The organism is Streptomyces sp. RP5T, assembly GCF_003933965.1.
Classification (GTDB): Bacteria; Actinomycetota; Actinomycetes; order Streptomycetales; family Streptomycetaceae; genus Streptomyces.
In genome coordinates this window covers 13,248-31,154 of the sequence record NZ_RSAJ01000032.1, presented here as the reverse complement: position 1 = coordinate 31,154, position 17,907 = coordinate 13,248, and the positions used below count along the sequence as shown (strand labels likewise).

Below are 17,907 nucleotides of genomic sequence, written 5' to 3'. Positions count from 1 at the left end.
CCCCGCCTCCGGCGCCCCCGGCATCGGCGACCCCTACTTCCCGCTCCTCGGCAACGGCGGCTTCGACGCCCGCCACTACACCCTCGACGTGGCGTACAACCCGGACACCGACCGTCTGGACGGCCGTACGACACTCACCGCCCGCGCCACCCAGAACCTCGCGTCCTTCGACCTGGACCTCCAGAAGCTCCAGGTCACCCGGGTCGAAGTCGACGGCAGGCGGGCGAGGTTCACGCGCGACGGCGACGAGATCCGCATCACCCCGCGCCAGTTCCTGCGCAAGAACAGGGACTTCACCGTCGCCGTCACCTACGGCGGGGTCCCGGAACCTCTCAGCGGCCCCATCGTCTTCGGCTCCGACTACGGCTGGATGAAGACCCCCGACGGGGTCTTCGTCGCCTGCGAACCCAACGCCGCCTCCACCTGGTTCCCGTCCAGCGACCACCCCGACGACAAGGCCACCTACGACATCCGCATCAGGGCCCCGAAGGGCCTGACCGCGGTCTCCAACGGCCGGCTCGTGTCGACGTACGACAAGGGCGGCTCGACGTACACTGACTGGCGTGAGACGAAGCCGATGGCGACCTACCTCGCGACCGCCACCATCGGGAAGTTCGACGTCCGCACCGGGAGGACCCCCGGCGGCATCCCCATCTACACCGCCATCGACCCGGTGCTCGTGAACAGCAACAACGTCGACGTGTACGGCGTCACCGCCGAGGCCACGGACTACTGGTCCGAGGTCTTCGGGCCCTATCCCTTCGAGGAGACCGGCGCGATCGTCGACGACATGCCGCAGGCCGGGTTCTCGCTGGAGGTGCAGTCCAAGCCGGTCTACTCGGCGGTGCGCAACGAGACGACGATCGTGCACGAGCTGGCCCACCAGTGGTTCGGCGACTCCGTCTCCGTCGAGCGCTGGAAGGACATCTGGCTCAACGAGGGCTTCGCCACCTACGCCCAGTGGCTGTGGGCGGAGCACAAGGGCACCCGCAGCGCCCACGACTCCTTCCTCGCCGGCTACGACGCCCGCCCCGCCGACAACCCGTTCTGGCAGATCACCGTCGGCGACCCGCAGCGCGACACGATGTTCGCCTCCGCGGTCTACCAGCGCGGCGCGATGACCCTCCAGGTGCTGCGCGAGCGGATCGGCGACAGGGCGTTCTTCAGGCTGCTGCCGGCCTGGACGAAACTCCACCGCTACGGCAACGCGAACACCGCCGAATTCATCCGCCTCGCCGAGAAGACCAGCGGGCAGCAGCTGGACGACCTGTTCCGCACCTGGCTCTTCACGACGGGCAAGCCCGCCCTGCCGTAGCCCTGCGCGAGAATACGGTGTGCTCCAGCAACTGTTCACCCCCTCCGTCCAGCACACGCTCGACCTCGTCGGCATCTTCGTGTTCGCGATCTCCGGCGCGCTGCTGGCCGTCCGCAAGAACTTCGACGTCTTCGGCATCGCCGTCCTCGCCGAGGTCACCGCGCTGGGCGGAGGGCTCTTCCGGGACCTGATCATCGGGGCGGTACCGCCCGCCGCCTTCACGGACCTGGGCTACTTCCTCACCCCCCTGCTCGCCGCCCTCCTGGTCTTCTTCCTGCACCCGCACGTGGAGCGCATCCAGGCCGGCGTGAACGTCTTCGACGCGGCCGGCCTCGGCCTGTTCTGCGTCGCCGGGACGACCAAGGCGTACGAGTACGGGCTCGGCCTCACCCAGTCCGCGACCCTCGGCCTCGCCACCGCGGTCGGCGGCGGTGTGCTCCGTGACGTGCTCGCCAACGAGGTGCCGTCCCTGCTGCGCTGGGACCGCGACCTGTACGCGGTCCCAGCGATCGTCGGCGCCACCCTGGTCGCCCTGTGCATCCGCTACGACGCCCTCACGCCGTTCACCAGCGGCCTCGCGGCCCTCACCGCCTTCGTACTGCGCCTGCTCGCGATGCGGTTCCACTGGCGAGCGCCGCGGGCCTGGAACCGCCGGTCGACCGTGCGTGAGGAGTAGCGCCCGTCCGGCCGTGCAGCAGCCCCATCTCCTCGGTCAACCAGTGGAAGGCGGGGACCACCTGCGGCTTCCACAGCGCCATGTTGTGGCCGCCCGCGCTCTTCGGGATGTAGACCACGTGCACGGTCGTCGGTGCCTTCGCGACCTGTTCGAGGCCCATCGCCGCCTCGTAGCCGTCGCCCGGCTGGCCGGACTGGTAGAGCGCGATCGCGGGCGGGGTGCGGGCCTCGCGCAGCAGCAGGTAGGGGTTGTTGGCCCGGCGCAGGGCGGGGGTCTCGGCGGCCAGCGAGTTGCGTTCGCCGATCGGGTCGTTGTAGCCGGACATGCTGACCGCGGCCCGGTAGCGGTCGGGGTGCGCGACGGCGAGCTTCGTCGCGCAGTGCCCGCCGGCCGAGTACCCGGCCACCGCCCAGCCGGCCGGCCCGTACCGGGCGCGGAAGTTGTCGGTGACCATCTTCGGCACGTCCACGCTGAGCCAGGTGTCGGCGTTGACGGTGCCGGTGATGTTGGCGCACCCGGTGTCGACCCCGGCCAGCAGGTTCATGCGCGGGGCGACCAGGATGAACGGCGCCACCCTGCCGTCGCGCATCAGCGGCTGGAGCTGGGCGACCGCGTGCAGCGACCCGAACCAGGCCTTCGCCGAGCCCGGATAGCCCGACAGCAGTTCCACCACGGGGAACCTGTGGTGCCGGTAGGCGGGCTCGCGGTACTGCGGGGGCAGCCAGACGTAGACCTCGGCGTCCACTCCCGAGACCCGGCCCTTGAGCTGGGTGACCCGCACGCCGTTCATGCCGGGGCCGGAGGCGCCGGTGAAGTGCTGCCGGACCCTGGGCAACCGTTTCAGCGCGATCCCGCCGGTGCCGTCGGCGCCCAGGTTCGCGGCCTGCTGGACGTGGTCGCCGGTGCCGAGCAGGTCGGCCCAGTTGTCGTACAGGTTGTTCTGGTTGTTGACCAGCACGAAGACGAGGGCGACGGCCGTGCCCTGGGCGAACAGCACCATCACCACGCGGGCGACGGCGCGGGCGATCCGGGGTCCCCGCAGCCGCGACCACAGGGCCAGCGGCAGCACGACGGCGACGACGGACAGCACGATCAGCGTGTAGAGGAACGCGGTCCCGGTGAGGCTCATGTCCCTGTAGAGGGCCGGTTCCGGACGGCGGTTCACGGACGAGTACGGACACTTACCGAGAAATAACGCGCGTCTCACCTGGGCGGACCGGCACGGGAAAGAAGGAAAGCTACCGCTTAGTAGTTGGTTGTTGTACCGTTCAGGCATGCCAGAAGCAGCCTCCGCCACGCGGGCCACGATCGGCGACAGCGAGTTCGACCGGGACACCGCGGTCACCCGCCGCGCGCCCGGCGTCTACGACATCGACCTCTCCGCGGGCTGGACGATCATCAGCGCCGTCAACGGCGGCTACCTCCTGGCCGTCCTGGGCCGCGCCCTCGCGGACGCCCTGCCGCACGCCGACCCGTTCACCATCTCCGCGCACTACCTGACCGCGTCCCAGCCCGGACCCGCGGTGATCCGCACGGACGTGGTCCGCACCGGCCGCACCCTCTCCACCGGCCAGGCCTCGCTCTTCCAGTACGACGACCGGGGCGAGGAGATCGAACGCATCCGCGTCCTCGCCTCGTACGGCGACCTGGGCGCCCTTCCCGACGACGTCCGTACGACGGCGAAGCCGCCCGTGTTCCCGCCGATGGACCAGTGCTTCGGTCCCGAGGACGGCCCGGCCCCGGTCGACGGCAGCTCCGCCATCACCGAGCGGCTGATGCTCAAGCTGGACCCCTCGACGCTGGGCTGGGCGCTCGGCGCGCCGTCCGGCAAGGGCGAGATGCGGTCCTGGTTCGGGCTCGCCGACGGCCGCGACGCCGACCCCCTCTCGCTGCTCCTCGCCGTGGACGCGCTCCCGCCCACGGCCTTCGAGATCGGCCTCAAGGGCTGGGTCCCGACGGTCGAGCTCACCGTGCACGTGCGGTGCCGCCCGGCCCCGGGCCCCCTGCGCGTCTCCATCACCACCCGCAACCTCGCCGGCGGCTTCCTGGAGGAGGACGCCGAGGTCTGGGACACCGAGGACCGGCTGGTCGCCCAGTCGAGGCAGCTGGCAAGGGTGCGGCTGGGCTGAGTTGCCGGAGGGCTTTGGCCGCGCTTTGCCTCCCGCACAGGCGGCGGACAGGCCGGGCCCAAGGAAGGCTCAGGAGGTGTTGCGAGAGTCCCGGCCTCAGGACTTCCTCACCCTCCCTGGAGCTGTCTCTCATGAAGCGTGTGCGTCTCCTCCCCGCCGTGGCCCTGCTGGCGCTCTCGCCCCTCGCCCTGGCGGCCTGCGGCTCGGGCGACTCCTCGTCGACCTCCGGCAGCGGCGACCCGGGCGGGCAGAACTGTCAGGCCCCCACCGGTGACGCGTCCGGCATGCCCGGCGGGGCCCCCTCGGGTGCCCCCACCGGCAACCCGAGCGCGCGGCCGTCGGGCGCGCCCAGCGGCAACCCGTCCGGAAACCCGTCAGGCATGCCGAGCGGCGGTCCCGGCGGTGGTCAGGGCGGCCCCGGCGGCGGGATGGGCGGCTGCGGTGGCCCCGGTGACGGCGCGGCCCCGAGCGGAGCGCCCAGCGGGGCCCCGAGCGCGGCGGCGACGAAGAGCTGACCCGCGCAGGACGCCGTACGGCAGGGGCGGCACTCCCGGTGAACGGGGGTGCCGCCCCTGTGCGTTGCCCCTGCCGTACGAGGCTCTAATCCAGCCAGTGCTCGCGGCCGATGCTGATCAGCCGCAGCTGGCGCTCCGCCACCTGGCAGACCCGCTCCCGTTCCTCCGGGGGCGCCTCCAGGGCCTCCAGGAAGAGCGAGGCCGTGATGAGCATCTGGTCGACGTAGAGGTTGGCCAGCATCAGCAGGTCGTCGTCGCTCCAGCCGCCGGACACCGGGTCCTTGGCGAGCTCGTCCTTCACCTCCTGCCCGAAGCGGGCCAGTTGGTCCCGGATGGCCTCGCGGACCGGCTGGACCCCGCCATGTCGTTCCCGGGCGATGAAGCGGACGTGTGCGGGGTACGCGTTGACATGACCGGCGATCAACTCGATGGCGCGCTGGATGCGTTGACCGTGGTCGTCGGCCGTGGACACCGTCGTCCGGATCATCGGGTGCAGGCTGCCCAACGCCTCCTCGACCAGGGCCACACCGAGATCCGCGGTGGAGCGGAAGTGCCGGTAGAAGGCGGTCGGCGCGACGCCGACGGCACGCGTGACCTCGCGCAGGCCCAGGCTGCTGAGGCTCTGCTCCTCCAGCAGGGCCAACGCCGCGTCCAGGAGGGCCTGTCGGGTCTTCTGCTTCTGTGCCTGCCGAATACCGAGGGTGTGACTCATGTCATCCAGTTAACAACTGTTCTCTGTAATTGGAAAGCCGTGGGGCACGCTAGACTCTGGAGTCAGTGAACAACTGTAACCACAACTGTTCACCCAAACGTAACGACCCACACAGCGACAGCCGAATCGGAGGGGGATCCGTCCCATGCTGTTCCTCGTCGCCGCACTCATGCTGCTCGGCGTCGTCCTGGGCACCGTCGCCCACGCGCCGTTCACCTTCACCGCCGTCACCGCCGTCGTGATCGCCGCCTGGCTGGGCATCTTCGCGCTCCGCGAGCGCCACGCCCGCCGCCGCACGCCGTCCCACTGACCCACGCCCCCCCGTCCCCAGGAGCACTGATCACCATGCAGCTCACCGCGCAGGCCACCCAGCGAACCGGCGCCCGTGACGCCGACGGCATGGCCGTGGCCTCCTTCATCCTCGGCCTCGTCGGCCTGCTCGTCCTCAACGTCTTCCTCGGCCCGATCGCCATCGTGCTGGCCTCGGTGGCCCTGTGGCGCGGCACCGCCCGCCGCGGCCGCGCCTACCTGGGCCTCGGCCTCGGCGTGGCCGACCTGCTGGTCCTGGTGGCCTTCATGCAGCTGGACAGCACGCCGTCCTGGAGTTTCTGAGGGCGCCCGCCGCGGCCGGTCCTGGCCTGAGGTCGCCCGTCCGCGACCCGTAGAATCGGCGTCACCATGGCATACCTCGACCACGCCGCGACCACCCCGATGCTTCCCGAGGCGGTCGAGGCACTCACCGCGCACCTCGGCGCCACCGGCAACGCCTCCTCCCTGCACGCCTCCGGCCGCGCGGCCCGCCGTACGGTCGAGGAATCCCGCGAGACCCTCGCGGAGGCGCTCGGCGCCCGGCCCAGCGAGATCGTCTTCACCTCCGGCGGCACGGAGGCTGACAACCTCGCCGTAAAGGGCCTGTACTGGTCCCGGCGCGACGCGGACCCCGCAAGGACCCGGGTCCTCGCCAGCCCCGTCGAGCACCACGCCGTCCTCGACGCCGTCCACTGGCTCGGCGAACACGAGGGCGCCACCGTCGAGTACCTCCCCGTCGACACATACGGCCGGGTCCACCCCGACGCCCTGCGCGAGGCCATCGCCCGACGCCCCGAGGACGTCGCCCTGGCCACGGTCATGTGGGCCAACAACGAGATCGGCACCATCCTGCCGGTCCGCGAACTAGCCGACGTAGCCGCCGAGTTCGGCGTCCCGATGCACGCCGACGCGGTGCAGGCCTTCGGCCAGGTACCCGTCGACTTCGCCGCCTCCGGCCTCGCCGCCATGACGGTCTCGGGCCACAAGATCGGCGGCCCGTACGGCATCGGCGCGCTCGTCCTCGGCCGTGAGTGGACCCCCGTCCCCGTCCTGCACGGCGGCGGCCAGGAGCGCCACGTCCGCTCCGGCACCCTCGACGTCCCCGCCATCGCCTCCTTCGCGGTGGCCGGCCGCCTCGCCGCCGAACAGCGCGCGTGGTTCGCCACGGAGATCGGCACCCTGCGCGACGCCCTGGTCGAGGCGGTCCGCACGGCGGTCCCGGACGCCATCCTCGGCGGCGACCCGGCACCGGGCGGCCGCCTTCCGGCCAACGCCCACTTCACCTTCCCCGGCTGCGAGGGCGACTCCCTGCTCCTGCTCCTGGACGCGCAGGGCATCGAGTGCTCCACCGGCTCCGCCTGCACCGCGGGCGTCGCCCAGCCCAGCCACGTCCTGCTGGCCACCGGCACCGACCCCGAACTGGCCCGCGGCACCCTGCGCTTCTCCCTCGGCCACACCTCCACCGAGGCGGACGTCGAGGCGGTCGCCAAGGCCATCGGCCCGGTGGTGGAACGGGCCCGCGCGGCGGGACTGACGTAGCGCTCCCCCCGCAGGACACCTACGCGGACGCGCTCCGCGCCTGCCGCACCAGCTCCATGTACCGGTCCCAGTCCCAGTGTTCGCCCGGGTCGGTGTGGTCGGTCCCCGGCACCTCCACATGGCCGATGACGTGCTCGCGGTCGACGGGTATGCCGTAGCGCGCGCATATCCGGGCCGTGAGCCGGGCCGAGGCCGCGTACATCGCGTCCGTGAAGTCCTCGGGCCGGTCGACGAATCCCTCGTGCTCGATGCCCACACTGCGTTCGTTGTAGGAGCGGTTGCCCGCGTGGAACGCCACGTCCAGCTCGCGGATCATCTGTGTGATGTGCCCGTCCTTGCGGACGACGTAGTGCGCGGCCGCCCCGTGCCCCGGGTCCTGGAACACCTTCAGCGCACTGGCGAAACTGCCCTGGGTGACATGGATGACCACCATGTCTATGCCGTAGTCGTCGGGCCGGTCCGCGCGCCGCCAGTTGGCGTCGGAGGCCGCCACCCACTGCGCGCCGCCGAAGTCGACCGCGCCCTCGACCCGCGGCTTCTCCACCCCCGGCGCCCGCCACCACAGCCGCGCCAGCTCGTCACGGGCCAGCACGGCGGAGCCCACCGCGGCCGCCGTCCCGCCGATGAGCAGGGCCCGGCGGCCGATGCGCCGGTCGGTGTCCCTGGAACCCTCTGTCGCCCCCATGTGATCGTCAACGGATACCCGGCGGCCCCGGTTCCCGCGTCCCCGTACTCTTGAAGGGTTATGACTGACACCACGCAGCGCCCCCTTCGCGTTCTCGCCGCCATGTCCGGAGGAGTGGACTCCGCCGTCGCCGCCGCCCGTGCCGCCGAAGCCGGCCACGACGTTACCGGCGTCCACCTCGCGCTCTCCGCGAACCCGCAATCGTTCCGCACGGGCGCGCGTGGCTGTTGCACGATCGAGGACTCCCGCGACGCCCGCCGCGCCGCCGACGTGATCGGCATCCCGTTCTACGTCTGGGACCTCGCCGACCGCTTCCGCGAGGACGTCGTCGAGGACTTCGTCGCCGAGTACGAGGCCGGCCGCACCCCCAACCCCTGCCTGCGCTGCAACGAGAAGATCAAGTTCGCCGCGCTCCTCGACAAGGCGCTCGCGCTGGGCTTCGACGCGGTGTGCACCGGCCACTACGCGAAGGTGGTCACCCTCGCCGACGGCTCCCGCGAGCTGCACCGCGCCTCCGACATGGCCAAGGACCAGTCGTACGTCCTCGGCGTGCTGGACGAGAAGCAGCTGGCGCACGCCCTGTTCCCGCTCGGCGACACCGTCACCACCAAGGACGAGATCCGCGCCGAGGCCGAGCGGCGGGGCCTCGCGGTCGCCAAGAAGCCCGACTCGCACGACATCTGCTTCATCGCCGACGGCGACACCCAGGGCTTCCTCGCCTCCCGCCTCGGCAGGGCGGAGGGCGACATCGTCGACGAGTCGGGCGCCAAGGTCGGCACCCACGAGGGCGCCTACGGCTTCACCATCGGCCAGCGCAAGGGTCTGCGCATCGGCACCCCGGCCGCCGACGGCAAGCCGCGCTACGTCCTCGACATCTCGCCGGTGAACAACACGGTCACGGTCGGCCCGGCGGCCGCCCTGGACGTGACCGCCCTGAGCGCGATCAGGCCCCGCTGGTGCGGCACGGCCCCGGCCGGCCCCGGCACCTACACCGCCCAGCTCCGCGCCCACGGCGGCGAGACCGAGGTCACCGCCGAGCTGGTGGACGGGGAGCTGCGGGTGTCCTTCGCCGAGCCGGTGCGCGGGGTGGCCCCCGGCCAGGCGATCGTGCTGTACGACGACACGCGCGTGGTGGGTTCGGCGACGATCGCGACCACGGTCCGGGCGGCGGCGGGCGTGGCCTGAGGGACGGTCCCTGGACGCGAGCAGCGTCCGAGCGTGACGTCCTGAGCACGCGTGCGTGTGCGGCCGAACACCGGGGGCGTGGCCGGACGCCCGCGTGCCACGTCACGTCCACGGCCCGCGTGTCCCCGGTGGCCGTCGAGCCGCAGGCGCGAACCCCCGGGTCCGCGCGCCCGCGGCCCTCACTCCGCGAGGAACTCCGCCAGGACCGGCGCCAGGGCCGTCGGGTCCACCATGTGGGTCTGGCCCTCCAGGACGCGGTACGAGCCCTCCGGGACCGCCTCCGCGACCGCCCTGGTGCCCTCACGCATCCACGCCGGGCTCGCGCCGCCCGCCACCGCCAGCACCGGGACCGTGACCGACGCCAGCCGGTCGCGGGGGACCAGACCGCCGGCCATGACCGCGTTGTCGTAGGCGAGCGTCGGGGCGACCGCCTCCATGCCGGACCACATGGGGGACTGGCGGGCGCCCTGGATCGTCTGCTCGCCCATGCCGGTGAGGCGCAGGAACAGCTCCACCGCGTCCCCGCGCCGGCCCTCGTCGAGCGCGGCCGTCAACTGCTCGGTGTACTCGGCGTTCTGCTCCGCGCCGCCCTCCAGGAAATCCGCGTACGGCGTCTCGTACACGGCGGCCCGGCGCACCGGCAGCCCGCTCGCCGCCGCCTCCAGGACCAGCGCGCCGCCGGAGGAGATCCCGCACAGGCTCGCCTCGCCGCCCGCGGTCTCGATGAGCGCGGCGAGGTCCTCCACCTCACGGGCCACCGCGTAGGGGGCCGTGTCGCCGCTCGCGCCGCGGCCCCGGCGGTCGTACACGAGGACGTCGAACCGCTCGGACAGCGGCACGGCCAGGGGCGCGACCGTGCCGCCCGTGGACATCGCGCCGCTGACGAGGATGACCGCCGGGCCCTGCCCGGTGCGTGCGTACGCGATCGGTGTGCCGTCGCGCGAGAGGGTCTTCTTGTCCATGCCTGAGGAGACTGCCGCACCCGGCACGAGTCATCGGTCAGGACACGTCGACCTCGTAGAAACAGAGGTGGTCCTTGATCTCGGCGACGGCGGGCTTGGGCTCGGGATACGACCACACCAGGTCGGGCGCGTCCGGCAGCGACCAGTAGGACGCGGTTCCCTTGAACGGGCAGTAGGTGTGGGTGTCGGAGGGGGCCAGCAGGTCGAGTCGTACGTCCTCGGCGGGGAGGTAGAAGCGCGGGGGACAGCCCGTCTCCCTGAGGACCAGGGGGCGTGAACTCTCCGCGAGGACCTGGTCGCCGTGCACCACGCGCACGTGCTGGTCGGCTTGCTCGATGGTGATCGTGTGTCCTTCGGCCATACCGGAGAAGCGCTCGCCGGCCCCCGGTTCTTCCCGCGTACGGTGACCTCATGCGAATCTGCGTCTTCCTCTCCGCCGCCGACCTCGACGACCGTTACACGCGCCCCGCGCGGGAGTTCGCGAAGCTGCTGGGCAAGGGCGGGCACACCCTGGTGTGGGGCGGTTCGGACGTGGGCCTGATGAAGGTCGTCGCGGACGGCGTGCACGAGGCGGGCGGCCGGCTCGTCGGGGTCTCCGTGGAGTTCCTGTCCGCGAAGGTCCGTCCGGGCGTCGACGAAATGGTGATCACCAAGGATCTCGCCGAGCGCAAGAGGCTGCTCCTGGAGAAGGCCGACGCGGTGGTGATCATGGTGGGGGGCACGGGCACCCTCGACGAGGCGACCGAGATCCTGGAGCTGAAGAAGCACGGGCACACCGAGAAGCCGGTCGTCCTGCTCAACACGGCGGGCTTCTACGACGGGCTGAAGCAGCAGTTCCGGCGCATGGAGGACGAAGGCTTCCTGCCCCGCCCGCTCACCGACCTGGTGTTCTTCGCGGAGGACCCGGTGGGGGCGCTCGCGTACCTGGAGGAGTCGCTCGGCACGCCGTGACGGCCTGGTGCGAGCATGGCGGCATGGCTACACATGTGATCACCGGAGCGGGCTCCGGCATCGGCGCGGCGGTGGCCCGTCGGCTGCACGCGCGCGGGGACGAACTCGTGCTGCACGCGCGTGACGCGGGCCGTGCGAAGGAGCTCGCGGCCGAGTTCCCCGGGGCGCGGACCCTGGTCGGGGACCTGGCCGACCCCGACAAGCTGAGCTGGGCCTTCTCGCACCAGTCGCTGCCGGACCGGGTGGACTCGCTGCTGCACGTCGCGGGCGTGGTCGACCTCGGCCCGGTCGGCGACCTGACCCCGAAGACCTGGCGCCACCAGCTGAACGTCAACCTGATCGCCCCGGCCGAGCTGACCCGCCACTTCCTGCCCCAACTGCGGGCGGCCCGGGGCCATGTGGTGTTCGTGAACTCGGGCGCGGGCCTCAACGCGTACGCCGACTGGTCCGCCTACGCGGCCTCCAAGCACGGCCTGAAGGCCCTCGCGGACTCCCTGCGCCACGAGGAGCACGGCAACGGCGTCCGCGTCACCTCGGTCTACCCCGGCCGCACCGCCAGCCCCATGCAGGCGAAGGTCCACCAGCAGGAGGGCAAGGAGTACGACGCCTCGCGCTGGATCGACCCCGAGTCGGTCGCCACGGCGATCCTGACGGCGATCGACCTCCCGCGCGACGCGGAGATCAACGACCTGACGGTCCGCCCGGGCCGCTGACGCGTCCTGGTCGCCGGGCGGGGGCGCGAACCTCCCGCGGTCACCTACGTAGGCTTCACACGTGACCGCAGACATCCGCTTCGCCCCCGCCACCGGCATCGGCTCCCTCCCCGGCGGCGACGCCCGTGAGGCCGCCAGGACCGCCACCGGCTCCTTCGAGGACTTCCCCTTCCTGCCCGAACTGCCCGCCCGCGGCCCCGGCGCCGACATGATCGGCCGGACCGCCGGCATGCTCGTCGAGCTGTACGCGCGCGTGGAGCCCAGCGGTTGGCGGATCGGGGACCGGCCGGGCCGCGACACCAAGCGGGCCCGGTCCTGGCTGGGGGAGGACCTCGACGCGCTGGAGGAGTTCACCCAGGGGTACGAGGGGCAGCTGAAGGTGCAGGCCGTCGGGCCCTGGACGCTCGCCGCCGCACTGGAGCTGCGCAACGGCGAGGTGGCCCTGTCCGACCCCGGCGCGTGCCGGGACCTGGCCGCCTCGCTCGCCGAGGGGCTGCGGCTGCACCTGGAGGAGGTCCGCAAGCGTGTCCCCGGCGCGCGGATCGTGCTGCAGCTCGACGAGCCCTCCCTCATCGCCGTCCTGCGGGGACACGTGAGGTCCGCCAGCGGATACCGGACCCACCGGGCCGTGGACCGGCAGGTCGTCGAGGCCGGCCTGCGCGATGTCGTCGGGGTTCACGCGGACGGGCCCGTCGTGGTCCACTCGTGCGCGCCGGACGTCCCCTTCGCCCTGCTGCGGAGGGCGGGCGCGGCGGCGGTCTCCTTCGACTTCTCGCTCCTCACCGAGCGTGACGACGACGCGATCGGCGAGGCGGTGGAAGGGGGCACGAGGCTGTTCGCCGGTGTCGTGCCGGGCACGGACACGGCATTGTCAGACCCTGCCGGTAGCGTCATGGGTGTCAGGACGCTGTGGCGCAGGCTGGGGCTGCATCCGGGACTTCTCGCGGAGGCGGTCACGCTGACTCCGTCGTGCGGACTCGCCGGGGCCTCCCCCGAGTACGCGCGCAGGGCGCTCGCCCACTGCGTCCAGGCGGCGAGATCCCTCGCGGACAACCCAGAGTAACGGGAGGACAACACGGTGGCCGGCGACAGGCAAGCGGAGACGACGGTGCCCTCGGAGGCACGGGAGAAGCACGCGCAGCTCGCTGAGCAGATCGAGGAGCACCGCTTCCGGTACTACGTGAACGACGCGCCGGTCATCAGCGACGCCGACTTCGACAGGCTCCTGCGCTCCCTGGAGGCGCTGGAGGAGGAGTACCCCGAGCTGCGCACCCCCGACTCGCCGACCCAGAAGGTCGCGGGGGCGTACGAGACCGAGTTCACGTCCGTCCAGCACCGCTCCCGCATGCTCTCCCTGGACAACGCGTTCAGCGACGAGGAGCTGGCGGCCTGGGCGGAGCGGGTGGCCAAGGACGTCGGCACCACCGACTACCACCTGCTGTGCGAGCTGAAGGTCGACGGCCTCGCCGTCAACCTCACCTACGAGCACGGCCGCCTCACCCGCGCGGCGACCCGCGGCGACGGCCGCACCGGCGAGGACATCACGCCCAACGTCCGCACCATCACCGACATCCCCGACCGCCTCACCGGGGACAGGGTGCCCGACCTCGTGGAGATCCGCGGCGAGGTCTACTTCCCGATGGAGAAGTTCGAGGAGCTCAACGCCCGTCTGGTCGAGGCCGGTGACAAGCCCTTCGCCAACCCGCGCAACGCGGCGGCCGGTTCACTGCGCCAGAAGGACCCCCGCGTCACCGCCACCCGCCCCCTGCACATGGTCGTGCACGGCATCGGCGCCCTGGAGGGCTTCGAGGGCATGACCCGCCTCTCCCAGGGCTACGACCTCCTCAAGTCCTGGGGCCTGCCCACCGCCAAGTACAACAAGGTGGTCGACGGCCTCGACGGAGTGCGGGAGTTCATCGCCTATTTCGGCGAGAACCGCCACTCCGTGGAGCACGAGATCGACGGTGCGGTCGTCAAGCTCGACGAGATCCCCCTCCAGGGCCGGCTCGGCTCCACCTCCCGCGCCCCGCGCTGGGCGATCGCGTACAAGTACGCGCCCGAGGAGGTCAACACCAAGCTCGTCAACATCCGCGTGGGTGTGGGCCGTACCGGCCGCGTCACGCCGTACGCCCAGGTGGAGCCCGTGACGGTGGCCGGCTCCGAGGTCGAGTTCGCCACCCTGCACAACCAGGACGTCGTCAAGCTGAAGGGCGTCCTCATCGGCGACACCGTGGTGCTGCGCAAGGCCGGTGACGTCATCCCCGAGATCCTCGGCCCGGTGGTCGACCTGCGCGACGGCAGCGAGCGCGAGTTCGTGATGCCGAGCGAGTGCCCCGAGTGCGGTACGGCCCTGCGGCCCATGAAGGAGGGCGACGTCGACCTGCGCTGCCCCAACGCCCGCACCTGCCCCGCCCAGCTGCGCGAGCGCCTGTTCTATCTCGCGGGCCGCAAGGCGCTGGACATCGAGCACTTCGGGTACGTGGCCGCCGCGGCCCTCACCCGGCCGCTGGAGCCGGCGCAGCCCCCGCTGGCGGACGAGGGTGACCTGTTCGACCTCACCATCGAGCAGCTGCTGCCCATCAAGGCGTACGTCCTCGACCAGGACAGCGGTCTGCCCAAGCGCGACCCGAAGACCGGTGAGGAGAAGGTCGCCACCGTCTTCGCCAACCAGCAGGGCGAGCCGAAGAAGAACGCGGTGGCCATGCTGGAGAACATCGCGGCAGCCAAGGAGCGCCCGCTCGCCCGGGTCCTGACCGGGCTGTCGATCCGCCATGTCGGCCCGGTCGCCGCCGAGGCGCTGGCCCGCAACTTCCGTTCCATCGACCGTATCGAGCAGGCGAGCGAGGAGGAGCTGGCGAACACCGACGGCGTCGGCTCCATCATCGCGAGGTCCCTCAAGGAGTGGTTCGCGGAGGAGTGGCACCAGGAGATCCTGCGCAAGTGGAAGGCCGCGGGCGTGCGCATGGAGGAGGAGGGCTCCGGCGAGGACGAGGGGCCGCGTCCCCTGGAAGGGCTCACCGTCGTCGTCACCGGCACCCTGGAGCGCTTCACCCGGGACGGGGCCAAGGAGGCCCTGCAGTCCAGAGGGGCGAAAGTGACCGGTTCGGTTTCGAAGAAGACGTCTTTCGTTGTCGTGGGTGACAATCCGGGCTCCAAGTACGACAAGGCGATGCAACTCAAGGTGCCCGTTCTGAACGAGGACGGCTTCGACGTCCTGTTGGAACAGGGCCCCGAAGCGGCCTCCGATGTGGCACTTCCCACCGAGGAGTAGCCGACGGCCACGGTTGAAGGCCACCCGATCGGCGCATACCAGATGCATACGGGTGGCCGGGGCGCATTCGGGCAACCGTCGACGACCGCTGCCCGTGGAAGCCTTCTGCGGCCTACTGTTGAGATGTGCGCCTGCCGTGCCCAGCTGCGGCCGGGGCATTCCCTTGCTCCGGTTGAGCAAGGGGAAGGGTTTTCCAACGCGGCGCCGTCGAGGGTCTTGTCGGGCGAAGAAGCCGCGTGGCGTGGGCACCGCCGGTTGTGAGAGGGACGGGAATGGAACCGACCGAGAGCGCCGCCCCGGACTCACGGCTGCGCCGGCTCACCGGCGCGTGGCGCACGAGCCGGTGGGCCGGGCGGCCTTCGGAGCATCCGGGCACCCAGGGCCGTGCCGCCGGACAGTACACCGCGGCCGGTGGCGGCGGTGCCGCGCAGCTCACCGCCGAGCGCGCCGCCGGCGTACCGGACTCCGAGCCCGACCGCCATCCGTCCTGGCCCGCACTGCCGACGGCCATCGTCTCGGCGGCCGGATTCGTGCTGGGGGCGGGCTTCTACCGGGCGTTCACCGACGGCCACGCGCTCTTCCCGTCCGGCACCGTCGGCTGGTCGCTGGCGGTACTGACCGGCGTCATCGTCGGCCATCTGGTCGCCCTCGGCCGGGCCCGCTGGTGGGGCGGCACCGGCTCGGGCGCCGCCCTGACCCTCGCCGTCCTGCTGCTGTACGGCTGGGTGCCCGCCGGCATGGTCAGCCTCACCGTCGTGCTGCTGGTCGGCATAGCCCGGCGCCACCGCTGGCGGCAGGGCATCCTGCACGGCGCGGTGGACATCCTCGGCATAGCAGTCGGCGCCCTGGTCCTCGCCGTGTTCGGCCAGTCGCCGTCCGTCGAGACCCCCTGGAACCCCGACACCTGGACCTTCTACACCGGCCCCGAGGTGATCACGGTCGCCGTGGGCTATCTCGCGGTCACCCGGGCCCTGAGCTGGTACCTGCACTCCTCCCGCCACGCCGGTGTGGCGACCGTGGCCCGCACCGCCCTGGTCAGACAGGGTCTGGTCGCGGTCGCGCTGCTCGGCATCGCCCCCCTGGTCTGCGTCGTCGCCGCCGCCAAGCCGGTGCTGCTCCCGCTGTTCGCGATCCCGCTCATCGCGCTCGACTCCACCCTGTGGATGGCCCGCGCCCGCGCCGAGGAACAACTGCGCGACCCGCTGACCGGACTGCCCAACCGGCAGTGGCTCCTGGAGCGCATCTGGTCCGCCCTGGACGACGCCGAGCGCATCGGCGCCCGGTCCGCCCTCATGCTCATCGACCTCGACCGCTTCCGCTCGGTCAACGACACCCTGGGCCACCTCGCCGGTGACCGGCTGCTCCTGCAGATCGCCGACCGGCTGCGGATCGCACTGCCGCGCGGAGCGGAGGCGGCACGGCTCGGCGGCGACGAGTTCGCCGTCTTACTGCCGGTCGCCGACTCCACGACCTCCGCGACCCGGGTCGCCCGCAACCTGGTCGCCGCCCTCAGCTCCCCGCTCGACCTCGACGGACTCACCCTCGTCCTGGAGGCCAGCGCCGGGGTCGCCGTCTTCCCCGACCACGCCCTGGACGCCGAGGGGCTGCTGCGGCGGGCGGACGTGGCGATGTACCAGGCCAAGCGGGACCGCACGGGCGTGGAGGTCTACGAGTCCAAGCGGGACTCCAACACCCCCGACCGCCTCGGCCTGCTGGGCGATCTGCGCCGGGCCCTGGACGCGCACGAGGTGCAGCTGCACTACCAGCCCAAGGTGCGCTTCGACGGACAGGTCGCCGGCCTGGAGGCCCTGGTGCGCTGGGTGCACCCGGAGCGCGGGAAGGTGCCGCCGGACGAGTTCATCGCGATCGCCGAGTCGTCCGGGCTGATGCCCCACCTCACCGAGTACGTCCTCGACACGGCCCTCGCCCAGGTCGCCGAATGGCGGGCCCAGGGCCTGTTCGTCCCGGTGGCGGTCAACGTCTCCCCGCGTGACGTGCACACCCCGGGCTTCGCCGGCTCGGTCGCCGCCCGCCTCGCCCGGCACGGCGTCCCCGCGGGCGCGCTCCAGCTGGAGATCACCGAGCACGTCCTGCTGGAGGACCCCTCGCGGGCCGGCGACACCCTCGCCGCGCTGACCGGACACGGCGTCAAGATGTCCCTCGACGACTTCGGCACCGGCTACTCCTCCCTGGTCCACCTGCGCAGCCTGCCCGTCAGCGAACTGAAGATCGACCGCTCCTTCGTGGCCAAGCTGGCCGTCGACACCGAGGACGCCGAGATCGTCCGCTGCACGGTCGACCTCGCGCATTCCCTGGGCCTCCTGGTCGTGGCGGAGGGCGTCGAGGACGACGAGACCTGGGAGCGGCTGCGTGACATGGGCTGCGACGCCGTACAGGGCTGGCTGGTCGCGGCGGCGATGCCGCCGGAGGAGACCACGGCGTGGCTGCTGGCCAGGGGTTCGAGGGGCTGGCAGCGGCCGAAGGCGGCGCTGCCCGCGGCGGAGTGACCCGTCCGGGCATCCTTTGGTGCGGTATGGGGGCCGCCCGTTGCCGCCGGGTACGGGAAACCGTTTAACGGCCATCAGGCCGTGACCCATAGGATTGGCCCCAAACCACACACACTCACCCACCCCAGAGGATCGCTGCATGCCTGGCATCACGCGCGAGGAGGTCGCCCACCTCGCCCGGCTGGCGCGTCTGGAGCTGAAGCCCGAAGAGCTCGAGCACTTCGCGGGACAGCTGGACGACATCATCGGCGCGGTCGCCCGCGTCAGTGAGGTCGCCGACCAAGACGTACCGCCGACCTCGCACCCGCTCCCGCTGACGAACGTCATGCGGGCGGACGAGGTCCGTCCGTCGCTCACCCCCGAGCAGGCGCTCTCCGGCGCCCCGGCCCAGGAGCAGCAGCGTTTCAAGGTGCCGCAGATCCTGGGGGAGGACTAACC

19 protein-coding genes are annotated in these 17,907 nt (G+C 71.9%); 14 read left to right on the top strand and 5 right to left on the bottom strand.

The window, feature by feature from the left end:
- Together EHS43_RS05955 and EHS43_RS05950 are read left to right on the top strand one after the other, a co-directional pair.
- Nucleotides 1-1,315 (top strand): M1 family metallopeptidase (locus tag EHS43_RS05955; protein WP_148104021.1); only part of this gene is annotated, 1,315 nt, incomplete at its 5' end.
- Between the two features lie 19 nt (nucleotides 1,316-1,334).
- Complete coding sequence (locus EHS43_RS05950) at nucleotides 1,335-1,991, top strand: trimeric intracellular cation channel family protein (RefSeq protein ID WP_125189477.1); 657 nt, start codon at nucleotides 1,335-1,337, stop codon at nucleotides 1,989-1,991.
- Here EHS43_RS05950 and EHS43_RS05945 read toward each other — a convergent pair.
- The gene (locus EHS43_RS05945; protein ID WP_125189476.1) at nucleotides 1,900-3,120 is read right to left on the bottom strand and encodes an esterase family protein; all 1,221 of its coding nucleotides are present in this window, start codon (nucleotides 3,118-3,120) and stop codon (nucleotides 1,900-1,902) included. The genes EHS43_RS05950 and EHS43_RS05945 overlap by 92 nt on opposite strands.
- 145 nt (nucleotides 3,121-3,265) lie before the next feature.
- On the opposite strand from EHS43_RS05945, the gene EHS43_RS05940 reads away from it, so the two are divergent.
- Both EHS43_RS05940 and EHS43_RS05935 read left to right on the top strand, forming a co-directional pair.
- Nucleotides 3,266-4,120 (top strand): thioesterase family protein, encoded by an 855-nt coding sequence (locus EHS43_RS05940; RefSeq protein WP_125189475.1) that lies wholly within the window; start codon nucleotides 3,266-3,268, stop codon nucleotides 4,118-4,120.
- Nucleotides 4,121-4,251: 131 nt separating this feature from the next.
- Complete coding sequence (locus tag EHS43_RS05935; RefSeq protein ID WP_125189474.1) at nucleotides 4,252-4,635, top strand: hypothetical protein; 384 nt, start codon at nucleotides 4,252-4,254, stop codon at nucleotides 4,633-4,635.
- 85 nt (nucleotides 4,636-4,720) lie between these two features.
- On the opposite strand, the gene EHS43_RS05930 is transcribed toward EHS43_RS05935, so the two are convergent.
- Nucleotides 4,721-5,347, bottom strand: a complete 627-nt coding sequence (locus tag EHS43_RS05930; RefSeq protein ID WP_125189473.1) for a TetR family transcriptional regulator — start codon at nucleotides 5,345-5,347, stop codon at nucleotides 4,721-4,723.
- A 145-nt stretch (nucleotides 5,348-5,492) separates the two neighbouring features.
- On the opposite strand from EHS43_RS05930, the gene EHS43_RS46230 reads away from it, so the two are divergent.
- The 3 genes from EHS43_RS46230 to EHS43_RS05920 all read left to right on the top strand — a co-directional run bounded on the left by EHS43_RS46230 (nucleotide 5,493) and on the right by EHS43_RS05920 (nucleotide 7,195).
- Entirely contained in the window at nucleotides 5,493-5,657 is a 165-nt protein-coding gene (locus EHS43_RS46230; RefSeq protein ID WP_185806126.1) for a hypothetical protein, read from the top strand.
- 35 nt (nucleotides 5,658-5,692) lie between these two features.
- The gene (locus EHS43_RS05925; protein ID WP_125189472.1) at nucleotides 5,693-5,959 is read left to right on the top strand and encodes a DUF4190 domain-containing protein; all 267 of its coding nucleotides are present in this window, start codon (nucleotides 5,693-5,695) and stop codon (nucleotides 5,957-5,959) included.
- 66 nt (nucleotides 5,960-6,025) lie between these two features.
- The gene (locus EHS43_RS05920; RefSeq protein WP_125189471.1) at nucleotides 6,026-7,195 is read left to right on the top strand and encodes a cysteine desulfurase family protein; all 1,170 of its coding nucleotides are present in this window, start codon (nucleotides 6,026-6,028) and stop codon (nucleotides 7,193-7,195) included.
- Nucleotides 7,196-7,214: 19 nt separating this feature from the next.
- Here EHS43_RS05920 and EHS43_RS05915 read toward each other — a convergent pair whose 3' ends face one another.
- Nucleotides 7,215-7,880 (bottom strand): N-acetylmuramoyl-L-alanine amidase, encoded by a 666-nt coding sequence (locus EHS43_RS05915; RefSeq protein ID WP_125189470.1) that lies wholly within the window; start codon nucleotides 7,878-7,880, stop codon nucleotides 7,215-7,217.
- Between the two features lie 60 nt (nucleotides 7,881-7,940).
- Here EHS43_RS05915 and mnmA point away from each other — a divergent pair, with 60 nt between their 5' ends.
- Complete coding sequence (gene mnmA, locus EHS43_RS05910) at nucleotides 7,941-9,065, top strand: tRNA 2-thiouridine(34) synthase MnmA (protein ID WP_125189469.1); 1,125 nt, start codon at nucleotides 7,941-7,943, stop codon at nucleotides 9,063-9,065.
- A gap of 179 nt (nucleotides 9,066-9,244) precedes the next feature.
- On the opposite strand, the gene EHS43_RS05905 is transcribed toward mnmA, so the two are convergent.
- The gene (locus EHS43_RS05905) at nucleotides 9,245-10,027 is read right to left on the bottom strand and encodes an alpha/beta fold hydrolase (RefSeq protein WP_125189468.1); all 783 of its coding nucleotides are present in this window, start codon (nucleotides 10,025-10,027) and stop codon (nucleotides 9,245-9,247) included.
- Between the two features lie 37 nt (nucleotides 10,028-10,064).
- Nucleotides 10,065-10,388, bottom strand: a complete 324-nt coding sequence (locus EHS43_RS05900; protein ID WP_125189467.1) for a DUF427 domain-containing protein — start codon at nucleotides 10,386-10,388, stop codon at nucleotides 10,065-10,067.
- A gap of 50 nt (nucleotides 10,389-10,438) precedes the next feature.
- Here EHS43_RS05900 and EHS43_RS05895 point away from each other — a divergent pair, with 50 nt between their 5' ends.
- The 6 genes from EHS43_RS05895 (at nucleotide 10,439) to gatC (ending at nucleotide 17,905) form a co-directional block, all read left to right on the top strand.
- Nucleotides 10,439-10,978 carry a TIGR00730 family Rossman fold protein gene (locus EHS43_RS05895; RefSeq protein ID WP_125189466.1) on the top strand — a complete coding sequence of 180 codons (540 nt, stop codon included), beginning with the start codon at nucleotides 10,439-10,441 and terminating at the stop codon, nucleotides 10,976-10,978.
- 23 nt (nucleotides 10,979-11,001) lie between these two features.
- Complete coding sequence (locus EHS43_RS05890; RefSeq protein ID WP_125189465.1) at nucleotides 11,002-11,691, top strand: SDR family oxidoreductase; 690 nt, start codon at nucleotides 11,002-11,004, stop codon at nucleotides 11,689-11,691.
- Between the two features lie 61 nt (nucleotides 11,692-11,752).
- The gene (locus tag EHS43_RS05885) at nucleotides 11,753-12,754 is read left to right on the top strand and encodes a methionine synthase (protein WP_125189464.1); all 1,002 of its coding nucleotides are present in this window, start codon (nucleotides 11,753-11,755) and stop codon (nucleotides 12,752-12,754) included.
- 15 nt (nucleotides 12,755-12,769) lie between these two features.
- The gene (gene ligA, locus EHS43_RS05880; protein ID WP_125189463.1) at nucleotides 12,770-14,962 is read left to right on the top strand and encodes an NAD-dependent DNA ligase LigA; all 2,193 of its coding nucleotides are present in this window, start codon (nucleotides 12,770-12,772) and stop codon (nucleotides 14,960-14,962) included.
- A 272-nt stretch (nucleotides 14,963-15,234) separates the two neighbouring features.
- The gene (locus EHS43_RS05875; protein WP_125189462.1) at nucleotides 15,235-17,469 is read left to right on the top strand and encodes a bifunctional diguanylate cyclase/phosphodiesterase; all 2,235 of its coding nucleotides are present in this window, start codon (nucleotides 15,235-15,237) and stop codon (nucleotides 17,467-17,469) included.
- Nucleotides 17,470-17,608: 139 nt separating this feature from the next.
- Nucleotides 17,609-17,905: an Asp-tRNA(Asn)/Glu-tRNA(Gln) amidotransferase subunit GatC gene (gene gatC / locus EHS43_RS05870; protein WP_007384860.1), complete on the top strand. Its 297-nt coding sequence runs from the start codon at nucleotides 17,609-17,611 to the stop codon at nucleotides 17,903-17,905.
- Nucleotides 17,906-17,907 lie beyond the last annotated feature (2 nt).